Genomic DNA, 11,616 nt, shown 5'->3' with positions numbered 1-11,616 from the left:
GCATAGTTAAGCCCCGCTCACTTTGCTTTTGGCGATCCGGGCCAATTGCTGCTCCAGTGCCTGTTCCAGTTCCAGGATGGCGAGGCGACTGGCCTGGCAGCGACGTTCGATCTCATCCTCCGGCAGTGCTTGCAGGCAAGCCTGTTCAAGCGCATCGCAACAGTCGATCAGGCGCGGGGCCTGGGCAATGCGTGCGGCACCTTTGATCTTGTGTGCGATGACGGCCAGCGCGGGAGGATCCCGGGTGAGGGACAGGGCCTGCAATTCCTGCCGGTCAAGGCGACTGCTGTTGAGCAGTTCTGCCAGCAGTCGGTGGGTCTGGGAGGGATTGCCTCCGGTCAAAAGCGTCAGTCCCTGCAGGTTGAACGCCGGCGCGCGGAACAGCGGCTGAACACTGTTGACCCATTGGCTCAGGCTGTTGAGGCTCAGGGGTTTGAACAGGCATTCGTTCATGCCCGCCTGTTTGCATCGCAGGATCTCTTCCGGTTGGGCATTGGCGGTGAAACCCAGCACCGTGCAAGCCGGGCGGCGGGTCAGCTTTTCGTGCTGACGAATCGCGCGGGTCAGCTCGTAACCGTTCATGACAGGCATGTTGCAATCGGCGATGACCAGATCGAATTCGCCGTTCTTCCATTGTTCGAGTCCGCGCAGGCCATCTTCGGCGATACAGAAACGATGGCCGAGGTATTCCAGCTGCTGGCACATCAGCAGCCGATTGGCCGGATGGTCATCGACCACCAGAACCATCAGCGGGATGAGGGATGCCTGAATCTGTGGCTCGTCTTCAGCTCTTGCCACTTGCGCAGGCAGGATGGCCACCGGCAGCGATACCCGGACCTGGGTGCCGATTCCGGGCAGGCTGCTCAGCCGCAGTTGGCCACCCATCATTTCGCACAGGTTGCGGCTGATGACCAGCCCCAGTCCTGCGCCGCTGACGGTTCGTTGCCCGTCGTTGCCGGCCTGGGCAAAAGGTTCGAACAACCGCAACTGATCCTGCGTCGTGATCCCGATGCCGCTGTCCTGTACGGTCAGTTGCACCATCGAGCCTTCGGGATCATCTGTGGGAAGAACATCCAGCGTGATTCTGATCTGTCCTGCTTCGGTGAACTTGATCGCATTGCTGATCAGGTTCGACAGCACCTGCTTGAAACGCAGTGGGTCGAGGTGCACATCGACATTCAGTTCAGGTGGAGAGACGGACACTGTCAGTGAAAGCTGTTTCTGCCGGGCGAGGCCTTCGAAGATCCGGACCACCGAACCCACGGTATCGATCAGGTTGATTCGCTCGGGATTAAGGCTCAGTCGTCCGGATTCGATGCGTGCAATGTCCAGTATGTCGCCGATCAGACCCAGCAGGTCCTTGGCCGAATGGTAGGCCGTTTCGATGCCGGAGCGATCCGGATGAGCCTGATCCATGCGCTTGAGCGTCAACTCGAGCATGCCAATCACGGCGTTCATCGGCGTGCGGATCTCGTGACTCATGGTTGCCAGAAAAGTACTCTTGGCCCGGTTGGCATCGTCGGCCCGTTCCTTGGCCGCGCGCAGTTCATCGAGCAGCTCGCGGCGTTCACTGATGTCGATCCAGCCGCCGATGATCCCCCGGACATCACCACTGGAGTCTCGGTAGGGCAGAATCCAGTGATAGATCGTCAGTCGTCGGTTGCCGATATGCAACGGCCGGTCGAGAACGAGCGGTTTGCCCTCCGCCACCACTCGTTGATAGTCGGCCTGATATGTCTGGGCCTCGAAAGCATTGTTCAATGCACCCTGTATCACGCTTTTGCCGATGACGTCTTCGCGCCGGGCATTGAAGGCCTGGAGGTAACTGTCGTTGCAGCTTTGCAGGAGGCCCTGTCGGTCGCGCACGTAGATGGGGTGGGGCGTGCCGTTGACCAGTGACCCCATGAATTCCAGTTGATCGTTCAAGGCCCGTTCGGCCGATTTGCGCTGTTTGATCTGGCGGCGCATGTAGGCATTCCAGAGCAACGACAGCAGCAACAGCAGACAGGCGCCGCCGATCAACTGATAGAAGAAACGCTGGTATTGATGCCAGGTACCTTGCGAAATGTTTGAGTAGCCCCGCCAGCGACCATTGATGATGCCCAGTTCTTCGGGCGTGATGCTCATCAGCGTCTTGTCGATGATCGAGCTCAACTCCGTGTTTTCCCGGGCAGTCGCCAGAGAAAAAGCCGCCTGACGGGTGCCGATGGTGGTGGTGATCTGCAGGGGATGTTCGAATATTCGTGAGGCAATGAAGTAGTTTGCGATGACCAGCGAGTTCACTGCGCCCTCGACCTGACCTTCGTCGAGCAGCGCCACTGCACTGAAGGTATCCGGCGTTTCGATCAATTGAATGCGCGGGAACTCGCTGCGCAGGTATTCGATCATCGGATTGCCCTGAGCAATCGCCAGACGCTTGCGTTTGAGTTGACCCAGGTGAGTAGGGCTGTCGGCGGCCTTTCGGGTCAACAGTACGTATGAGTTTTCCAGATAGGGACGACTGAACTTCAGGGTTTCCTCGCGTTGGGCAGTAGGCAGCAAGGCTGCGATCAGGTCAGCCTGGTGGTGTTGGACCTGCTTGATCATTTCGGCGTCACTGCGGCTGCGGCGAATTTCGAAGCGCAGTCCGGTGCGCAGACGGATGAGTTCCAGCAAGTCGGCGCTGATGCCGCGAAAGTTGCCATCACTGTCAAAAAACGTCAGTGGGGCGAAAGCCTCGTTGACTACAACGCTCACTACCGGATGTTTTTTCAGCCACTGCTCTTCACGTTGGGTCAATTGCAGCTTCTGGTCGGTCAGAAGTCTGTCGCTGCCCACGCTCCAGCGTTTGGCGATATTTTCGCGCTCGCTGCCCGGCACGGCCTCGAGCGCAGTGTTGATGATGGCGAGCAGCTGTGGATTGTTGCGATGTACGGCGAAACTGAAGCCGTGGGCCTCATGCTTGCCGAAACTGGCCATGCGGATGTTGTTCAGGTAACCCTTGTTGATCATGTAGTGGGTGGAAATGGTGTCGCCGAGAAACACGTCCGCCTGATCGAACGCTACTGCATTGATTGCGTTCTGGTAGGACGGATAAGAGGTGATGAGAGCTTTGGGATACATTGCCTTGACATCATCCAGCGGCAAGTAGTGATACAGCATGCTCAGCCGCAGGCCCGCCAGACCTTCGGTCAGCGTGCGGGTTTCGCCCTCGCGTGTCACAAGGACCGGTTGATCGATGGCGTAAGGCCTGGACAGTACGATATCGGCGTTTTCTGCTTCGAATCCGTTGGCGGTGCCGAGCATGTCGATGTGGCCGTCGATCAATGCCCGGATGGCGGCCTCCCGCGAGGCAAAGCGTTTGACCCTGATCGGCAGACCGGTCGCCTGACCAACCAGGACTGCGTAATCCGCCGTGAAACCTTCGTAGTCTTGTCCGCTGGCCGTCATGTCGAAAGGTGGATAGTCTGGAGCGGAAGTCCCCAGAATCAACGCATTGCGCGTGTGCAGCCACGCCACTTGCGATGGATCGAACAAGGCCTGCACCGCCGGTTCGTTTGAACGACCGAGCAGGGTGAAATCTTGCGAGGTGGGTGATGCGGCTGTTGCAGAGGCGCAGAAACCCAGGCATGCACTCAATGCAATCAGAAGACTCACTAAACAGCTGGGCATGTTGGCTCTCACACGAGTGCGTTACGTTTGGCCATTTCGATAAGTTCTACGAGAGACTTGGCCTTCAGTTTTTGCATCAGTCGTTTTTTATAAGTGCTTACTGTTTTGTTGCTGAGAAACATGCCTTTGGCAATTTCCTTGTTTGTGCGGCCTTGGGCGAAAAGTTGCAGAACCATTAGTTCCCGATCATTGACTGATTTGAAAAGTTCCAGTTCGGCGTAGCGCACGTCATCGTGACGAACAGGGTTCAATGCCTGGCTGGGAAAATAGTTGTAGCCAGAAAGGACAGCTTTGATTGCACTGACCAGCTCACTCAGGTCTTCCTGCTTGCACACGTAACCCGATGCACCTGATTGCATACAGCGAATGCCGAACAGGGTCGGGCATTGTGCAGTCAATACCAGCGTCTTGAATGGTGAGCTCATGGCGTTGAAGCGGGCCAGGACTTCCAGGCCATCGAGCTTGGGAATGCTGATGTCGAGAATGATCAGGTCGGGCATGCATTCGCGTACCATCTGCATGGCATCGACACCGTTATCGGTTTCTCCGACGACTTTATAACCTTCATGTTCCAGGAGCATTCGAACGGCAAGGCGGATGACCGGGTGATCGTCGACAATAAAAACGGAGTTCATAATCAAGTCCCATGCGAGCGCAAATAAAGGGCGAACCTTAGCTCAATCGAATGAACACCCGCATGAACCCATAGGGCATTAGCGGCAATCTAGGATAAGTCCTACAAATAAAGAGGAATCAGACTACGGGTTAACTAGTTTTGGCGTAGGTAGAGGCGTGAGATGTTCTGTGCCTGGACTTGATAAAGTTTATGGCGTGCAGAGAAAGTTTGGCGGGTAAAGGCTTTGAATGATTGTTGTTAGTTGATTTCAGGTTTTATCTTTCGTCCTTCCGACTGAACGCACATTAGAGGGGGCAGTCATCGGCGTACGCACCCGGCGCCCGACCGATCCATCGCGGAACGGTCGGGGCGCAGGCGTCAATGGCTGGAACGTCCGGTCATTTCCAGCGCCATGTCACTGGCATAGCTGTCGGTCATGCCGGCGATGAAGTCGATCATGCGCAGGAAGGAAGCGTGCAAAGGACCGCGCGGATCCGGTGCGTTGTTGCCCAGCAGATCGAGGATACGGCGGCTCTTGAACGACGGTGTGCGGCCGTTGTGTTGCTCCAGGGCGGCGCCACAGAAGGCGTTGAGCAGAATTTCCAGGGTCGTGTAGGCGCCGATTTCATGCAGGGTCTTGCGCTTGTCCTGAAAGATTTTCTTGCGAGCGATGTCCTTGGCGTTCAACACACAACGCTTGGCCGGACCGTGCATATGTTCCACCAGATCCCCCGGCAGCGTTCCGGCCAGCAGTGCGTCCTGTTGTTCGACGAAGGCCCGTGCGGCGGCGTTGGTCAGGTGCTCGATGGCCTTGCCGCGCAGGATTGCCAGTTTGCGCCGGCGCGAATCCTGCGGGCCGAGCTGACGATAGGTTTCCGGCAGATCATCGCCTACCAGACCGAGCAGCAGCGACTCGACTTCGGCGTACTCCAGCAGCTCCATTTCCAGCCCGTCTTCCAGATCGATCAAGGCGTAGCAGATGTCGTCTGCCGCCTCCATCAGATACACCAGCGGATGGCGCGCCCAACGCTGCTCTTCCAGTTGTGGCAGGCCCAGCTTGTGGGCGATCTGTTCGAGCAACGGCAGTTCGCTCTGGTAGCAACCGAATTTGTGCTTCTTGTAACCCAGGGAGTCGGCATGGCGCGCGGTCCAGGGGTACTTCAGGTAAGTGCCGAGAGTGGCATAGGTCAGCCGGGTACCGCCGTCGAACTGGTGATATTCCAGCTGCGTGAGTACCCGGAAACCCTGGGCATTGCCTTCGAAGTTCAGGAAGTCGCCACGCTCGGCGTCGCTCATTGCGTCCAGCCAGCCGCGTCCCGCAGCCTGCTGGAACCAGTGGCGGATCGCGTCTTCGCCGGAGTGGCCGAACGGCGGGTTGCCGATGTCGTGCGCCAGACAGGCCGATTGAACCACCATCCCCAGATCGCTTGGCTCGCACCATTCGGGCAGGGCACGGCGCAGGGTTTCGCCGACGCGCATGCCCAGCGAGCGACCTACGCAACTGACTTCCAGCGAGTGGGTCAGGCGCGTGTGAATGTGGTCGTTGCTCGACACCGGATGCACCTGGGTCTTGCGACCCAGGCGGCGGAAGGCGCCGGAGAAGATGATGCGGTCATGGTCTTTATGGAACGGGCTGCGGCCAAGTTCCTGCGGGCTGTGCAACGGTTTGCCGAGACGTTCGCGGTTGAGCAGGGTATGCCAATCCAAGGCTGATTCTCTCCGTCAGGTGACTGATTCCCTAGCTTCCCGGTTCAGGCTGGCATCTGCAAGCGTAACTAAAGGCCCGCGGCATCGATGTCGATCAACAGCAGGCGCTCACCGTTATCGAAAAACTGTCCGGCGGTCAGGCAATACTGGTTGCTGGTGGCGTCGCGGTAGGTGTTGGAAAGCGTCAGTCGCCGCTCTTCCCAGCCCTCGGCCAGCAGGTGATAGAAGTACGGACGCCACGACCAGTTGTGGCCCAGATAGCGATTGTCGGCGACCCAGCCACTTGGTCGCCATTCCAGGTTTGGTGTCAGCTGGGTGCCGTGACGGTCGCATTGATAAAAGCGCAGCAGCCAGGGAAAGGCGTCGAGCCGGGGCAGGGCACTGAGCGGGGCACGGGCCTGGGCCCAGGTTTGCAGAATGGCCATGAGCTCGCTGAGTTGCTGGCGCATGAACATCAATTTGCCGCGCTCTGCCAGTTTCTGGCGCACGTACGACTGGCGCAGCTCGGCGAAACGCTCAACGAAGTCATCCGTACCGAAAAGCGCCTCCTGCGCCCGGGCGAACAGAAAACCCTGCACATAACGCGATCCGCACTCCAGTGCGAAATTCAGTTGCGCCGCAGTTTCCACGCCTTCGGCAATGATCCAGCAGCCGGTTTTTTCCGCCATTTGGGCGAGGGCCTTGACCACGTCACTGCTCGGCCCGCCAAGTGCAGCCGCCTGGAACAGGCGCATGTCGAGTTTGAGAATGTCCGGTTGCAGCGCCAGCACGCGATCGAGCTGCGAGTAACCGGCGCCGAAATCGTCGATGGCGATCCGGGCGCCGGCATCGCGATAGCGCGCCACGACTTCGGTCAGGCGCTGGCTGTTGCCGCCGAGTTCGGTGATCTCGAAAACAATCCTTTGCGGGTCGATGCCGTGCCGCGCGAGTTGTTTCAGGCTCGGCAGCGGCTGATCGGCACGCAAGCGGCTGATCCAGCGCGGTGACATGTTCAGGCTCAGAAACCAGTCCGCAGGTGCTTCGTGCAGTCTACTCAGCGCGTTGTCGCGGATCTGCCGGTCCAGTCGGCGCAGTGCAATGGCCGGTGTGCGCGGGTCGGCGAACAGCGGTCCGACCGACGCCAGCTGGCCATCGGCCTGGCGCAGACGGCCCAGTGCCTCGACGCCTGCAATGCGTCCGGTGGCGGTATCGATGAAAGGTTGAAAGCAGGCGAGCGGTTGCCCGTCGATCACGGGGCCTCCTTGTCATTCTTGTTCTGGTCGAATTCTGCCGGCCGGATAGGCGAGCGGGATTGAACCTCCGGATAAGAGATTCAATCCCGCTGGTGTTGCAAGAATGCAGCCAGATGCGAGGGATCAGCGCTTGCTCGAACTCTGCATGACCAGTTTGATCAGCGGGCCGAGACTGGTGCCCAGGCGGATCAGTCGGGTCAAACCGCCGACGCCACCGCTTTTGGCCCCTTTACCCGTGATGAAGCCCAGCAGCGTCACGGCCGCCACGCCCCACAACGGCGCGTGCTTGATGCCGAAGCCGTCCTGCAGGTTTTGCGTCATGCCACGCATGCGTTGCAAAGGTTGCAAGACCTGGCCGGTTTCGTGACGGATTTCCTGACGATGCATTTCCATGCGCAAACGGATAAGTGCCTTGCGCATTTCCCTGCGTGAGCTGTTGTGCGGAAGTTCAGGCAGGCTCATGGCAACAGGCGCTCCCGATCATTGGCCAATTCTTCCAGAGTTCCGTGGAAGGGCGATGATTCATCGAAGATCGCGGCTTTGAGACGCATGGCGCAGAAGACTGCCGCCAAGGTATAGAACACGCACAGACCGATAATTGCGGCCAGGCGATACGTGTCCCAGAACACGATCAGTACGAGGGTCGACAGGCCGACCAGCAACAACAGTGCAAACACCAGCGCCAGGCCGGCGAACAGCAACAGGCTGACGGTACGTGCTTTCTGCTCCTGCAGTTCGATGCCGAACAATTCGACGTGGCTGTGCAGCAGGCCGAGAACGGCAGCACCCAGACGACGCGTGGAGGAGGCGGTGCCCGAGTTCGGGCCGGATTCACCGATCGACATGATCAGCGCCGTGTGGCCAGCAGGCCGATGAGAAAGCCGACGCCGGCGGCAATCCCCACCGATTGCCAAGGGTTGGCCGACACGTATTCCTCGGTAGCGGTCACCGCCGCCTGGCCGCGTTCGCGCAGGGTGTCTTCGGTCAGCTTCAGGGTTTCCCGTGCGCGCAGCAGGCTTTCGTGGATCTGTTCGCGCAACTCGTCGGCCTGATCACCGGCCAGCGTGGCGGTGTGTTCCAGCAACCGTTCAGTGTCGCTGACCAGAGTCTGGAAGTCGTTCATCAGGATTTCTTGAGCAGTCTTTGCCTTGATGCTGGCCATGGGGGATCTCCGTAAGTGGCGTTCTGAAGCGGTGTTCTGAAGCGTTCGAGTATGAGCCAAGTGTGAAGGTTCAGTACAAGTGCTTGGTACAGCTTTTGCTGTGTCGTGGTGCGTCGATCGGTGGCAGTGCGCTGTTGCCGGGCGCGAAACCGGGCAACGCAAGGCCCGGATGACGAGGGTTCATGTCAGCCCATCGACCTTGTGCGCCAAAGCGGTTCACCGGCCAACCGGATCGGTGACTGTGCGGTCGCAACTTGGTGCATGAAATGTGCGCATGAACCGCTTTGGTGCCTTTTTCAGCCTTGGGTCTGCCTCCTCATGGAAAATCTGCAAAGCGCTGTGGACACGCTGGTTCACAGTTCCAATACGTTGTTCATTCTGATCGGTGCAGTCATGGTGCTGGCCATGCACGCCGGTTTCGCGTTTCTGGAGGTTGGAACGGTTCGCCAGAAAAATCAGGTCAACGCACTGTCGAAGATCCTCAGCGACTTTGCGGTGTCGACCCTGGCCTATTTCTTTATAGGCTACTGGCTTTCGTACGGCGTGACCTTCCTGCAGCCGGCGGCGGTACTCAGTGCCGATCATGGTTATGGACTGGTGAAGTTTTTCTTCCTGCTGACCTTTGCGGCGGCGATCCCGGCGATCATTTCCGGCGGCATCGCCGAACGGGCGCGGTTTGTGCCGCAACTGTGCGCCACGGCGCTGATCGTAGCGTTCATTTACCCGTTTTTCGAAGGCATGATCTGGAACGGCAACTACGGCCTGCAAGCCTGGCTGACTGCGCAATTCGGTGCAGCCTTCCATGACTTTGCGGGTTCGGTGGTGGTACATGCCATGGGTGGTTGGCTGGCGCTGGCGGCGGTGTTGCTGCTCGGGCCACGCAACGGGCGCTATCGCGATGGCAAGCTGGTGGCGTTCGCGCCGTCGAGCATTCCGTTTCTGGCGTTGGGATCGTGGATCCTGATCGTCGGCTGGTTCGGTTTCAACGTGATGAGTGCGCAGACCCTGCAAGGGGTCAGCGGACTGGTGGCGGTCAATTCGCTGATGGCGATGGTCGGCGGCACGGTGGCGGCGTTGATCGTCGGGCGCAACGACCCGGGCTTTCTGCACAACGGCCCGTTGGCCGGGCTGGTGGCGGTGTGCGCCGGTTCCGACCTGATGCACCCGGTCGGCGCGCTGGTGACCGGCGCGATTGCCGGCGCCCTGTTTGTCTGGTGTTTCACGGCGGCGCAGGTCAAATGGCGCATCGACGATGTGCTGGGTGTCTGGCCATTGCATGGTCTGTGTGGTGTGTGGGGTGGCATTGCCTGTGGGATCTTCGGATCGACCGCGCTGGGCGGACTCGGTGGCGTCAGCCTGATCAGCCAGTTGATCGGCACCGCCCTCGGTGTGGCGGTGGCGCTGATCGGCGGTTTTGCCGTCTATGGCTCGATCAAGGCGTTGCATGGTCTGCGCCTGAGCCAGGAACAGGAGTACTACGGCGCAGACCTGTCGCTGCACAAGATCGGCGCGGTGAGTCAGGACTAGGTCTCCTCATCGTCGGCTCCTGGATAAAAGCCGTGAAGCAAGCGATAGCGATCCATGCGCACCTGATCGACTTTCTCCTGCACCCGATGTGCGGGAAACCCCAGCAGGATCAGGGCATGGGAACCGAGCATCAGGCTCGACTCCAGCAGTTCCGGCACCACTTCGCTGGCGCCTGCTGCTTTCAGCTCGGCCGACTGGCTGTCGTCCCGGGTGCGCACCAGGATCGGGACTGTCGGGTTGAGGCGCCGAGCCTCCTCGAGAACCAGCAATGCCACGTCGGCTTGATCCACGGCAATCACCAGCAACCTGGCGCGCAGCAAACCGACGGCGGTCAACAGATCGCCGCGTGTTGAATCGCCGTAGTGGACGTCGCGTTCGACGTTGGCGGCTTCCTGTATCCGCACCGGATCGTTGTCCAGCGCGATATAGGTTTGCCCGGCATTGCGCATGAATCGTCCGATCGACTGACCGACACGGCCGTAACCACAGATCACCACATGCCCGTCGACCCCGGCATTGAGGGCACTGATTTCCTCGATCTGCGCTTCTTGATTGGGTTTGCGATGCAGGGCGGAGGCGATGCGTGGTGCGGCGCGCAACAGCAGGGGCGTCAGCAGCATCGAGCAGAAGGTGGCAGCGAGCAGCAGGGCACCGAGCTCCGCCGGGAGCAACCGGGTCTGCTGCATCTGTGCCATCAGGGCGAAGCAGAACTCACCGCCCTGGGCGAGGGCAAGACCGCTGCGCCAGGCCGTTTCACTGTCGCTGCCACGCCATTTCACAAGCAGCGCCACCACCAGGCCTTTGATCATTAGTAAACCCAGGGTCATGCCGACAATCAGCAGGCTGTGGCTGACGAACAGTTGCAGGTCGATCAGCATGCCGATGCTGACGAAAAACAGCCCCAGCAGAATGTCACGAAACGGCCGGATATCGGCCTCGATCTGATGCCGGTAATGGCTCTCGCCCAGCAGCATGCCCGCGAGGAACGCGCCGAGGGCTGGAGACAGGCCCAGCAAGTGGGTCAGCCAGGCCGTCAGCAACACGATCACCAGTGCCAGCAGCACGAACAATTCTGCCGATCGGGAAGCCGCGACTTCCTGAAACAGGCGGGGCAGCAGCCAGCGGCTGGCCAGCAACAAACCGAAAAACAGCAATACGGTCTTCAACAAAGTCAGGGGCAGTGCCCAGTACCAGGCCTGATCACTGCTGCCGGCGAACACCGGCACCAGCGTCAGCAGCAACACGGCCACCACATCCTGAAACAACAGAACGCCGACTGCGTTCTGGCCGTGGCTGCTGAAAATTTCGCCGAGACTGCCCAGTTCCTTGGTCACAATCGCCGTGGATGACAGTGACAGGCCGGCGCCCAGCAGCAACGCCGGCGTAGCGGGCATGCCAAGCAGCATCAGAATGCTTCCAAGCAGCAGTGTGGTGATCAGCACCTGCTGGCTGCCCAGGCGGAAAACCACTTTGCGCAGGGCAATCATTTTCGAAAGGGAGAATTCCAGCCCCAGGGAAAACAGAAGAAACACCACGCCCAGCTCGGCAAGATCCGGCAAGTGTTCGCTTTCATTGATCCAGTCGAATGCCTTCGGCCCGACCATCAACCCCACGCACAGGTAGCCCAGCACAGGCGGCAGGCGCAGGCGTCGGAACAGGGCAATCATCACCAGGGACGACGCCAGAATGATCAGCAGATTGGCAAACACAAGACACTCCGG

Annotated in this window: 9 protein-coding genes; 1 reads left to right on the top strand and 8 read right to left on the bottom strand. The window is 59.5% G+C overall.

Annotated elements, in window-relative coordinates; all coding sequences use genetic code 11:
* Window positions 1-6 precede the first annotated feature (6 nt).
* From IHQ43_RS20395 to IHQ43_RS20365, 7 genes are all read right to left on the bottom strand, one after another.
* Entirely contained in the window at window positions 7-3,651 is a 3,645-nt protein-coding gene (locus IHQ43_RS20395; RefSeq protein WP_192561897.1) for a transporter substrate-binding domain-containing protein, read from the bottom strand.
* Window positions 3,652-3,659: 8 nt separating this feature from the next.
* A complete protein-coding gene (locus tag IHQ43_RS20390; protein ID WP_011335284.1) occupies window positions 3,660-4,286 on the bottom strand; it encodes a response regulator transcription factor in 627 nt (208 codons plus the stop codon).
* Window positions 4,287-4,645: 359 nt separating this feature from the next.
* The gene (locus IHQ43_RS20385) at window positions 4,646-5,974 is read right to left on the bottom strand and encodes a deoxyguanosinetriphosphate triphosphohydrolase (RefSeq protein WP_192561896.1); all 1,329 of its coding nucleotides are present in this window, start codon (window positions 5,972-5,974) and stop codon (window positions 4,646-4,648) included.
* Between the two features lie 68 nt (window positions 5,975-6,042).
* A complete protein-coding gene (locus IHQ43_RS20380; RefSeq protein ID WP_192561895.1) occupies window positions 6,043-7,206 on the bottom strand; it encodes an EAL domain-containing protein in 1,164 nt (387 codons plus the stop codon).
* 123 nt (window positions 7,207-7,329) lie between these two features.
* A complete protein-coding gene (locus IHQ43_RS20375; protein ID WP_192561894.1) occupies window positions 7,330-7,668 on the bottom strand; it encodes a hypothetical protein in 339 nt (112 codons plus the stop codon).
* Window positions 7,665-8,051, bottom strand: a complete 387-nt coding sequence (locus tag IHQ43_RS20370; RefSeq protein ID WP_192561893.1) for a phage holin family protein — start codon at window positions 8,049-8,051, stop codon at window positions 7,665-7,667. Before IHQ43_RS20370 ends, IHQ43_RS20375 begins: the two co-directional genes overlap by 4 nt.
* A gap of 2 nt (window positions 8,052-8,053) precedes the next feature.
* The gene (locus IHQ43_RS20365; RefSeq protein ID WP_007955729.1) at window positions 8,054-8,368 is read right to left on the bottom strand and encodes an ElaB/YgaM/YqjD family protein; all 315 of its coding nucleotides are present in this window, start codon (window positions 8,366-8,368) and stop codon (window positions 8,054-8,056) included.
* 318 nt (window positions 8,369-8,686) lie between these two features.
* Between IHQ43_RS20365 and IHQ43_RS20360 the strand changes: the two genes are divergently transcribed.
* Window positions 8,687-9,895, top strand: a complete 1,209-nt coding sequence (locus IHQ43_RS20360) for an ammonium transporter (RefSeq protein ID WP_192561892.1) — start codon at window positions 8,687-8,689, stop codon at window positions 9,893-9,895.
* Here the strand turns inward: IHQ43_RS20360 and IHQ43_RS20355 are convergent.
* The gene (locus IHQ43_RS20355; RefSeq protein ID WP_192561891.1) at window positions 9,892-11,604 is read right to left on the bottom strand and encodes a cation:proton antiporter; all 1,713 of its coding nucleotides are present in this window, start codon (window positions 11,602-11,604) and stop codon (window positions 9,892-9,894) included. The genes IHQ43_RS20360 and IHQ43_RS20355 overlap by 4 nt on opposite strands.
* Between the last annotated feature and the right edge of the window lie 12 nt (window positions 11,605-11,616).

The organism is Pseudomonas gozinkensis, assembly GCF_014863585.1.
Taxonomy (GTDB): Bacteria; Pseudomonadota; Gammaproteobacteria; order Pseudomonadales; family Pseudomonadaceae; genus Aquipseudomonas; species Aquipseudomonas gozinkensis.
The sequence above is the reverse complement of the archived record's forward strand: the minus strand, read 5'-3'. Positions and strand labels throughout refer to the sequence as shown.

Coding starts and splice junctions, on each gene's coding strand:
- IHQ43_RS20395 (WP_192561897.1), bottom strand. CDS start 3,651: ATGCCCAGCTGTTTAGTGAGTCTTCTGATTGCATTGAGTGCATGCCTG.
- IHQ43_RS20390 (WP_011335284.1), bottom strand. CDS start 4,286: ATGAACTCCGTTTTTATTGTCGACGATCACCCGGTCATCCGCCTTGCC.
- IHQ43_RS20365 (WP_007955729.1), bottom strand. CDS start 8,368: ATGGCCAGCATCAAGGCAAAGACTGCTCAAGAAATCCTGATGAACGAC.
- IHQ43_RS20360 (WP_192561892.1), top strand. CDS start 8,687: ATGGAAAATCTGCAAAGCGCTGTGGACACGCTGGTTCACAGTTCCAAT.
- IHQ43_RS20370 (WP_192561893.1), bottom strand. CDS start 8,051: ATGTCGATCGGTGAATCCGGCCCGAACTCGGGCACCGCCTCCTCCACG.
- IHQ43_RS20375 (WP_192561894.1), bottom strand. CDS start 7,668: ATGAGCCTGCCTGAACTTCCGCACAACAGCTCACGCAGGGAAATGCGC.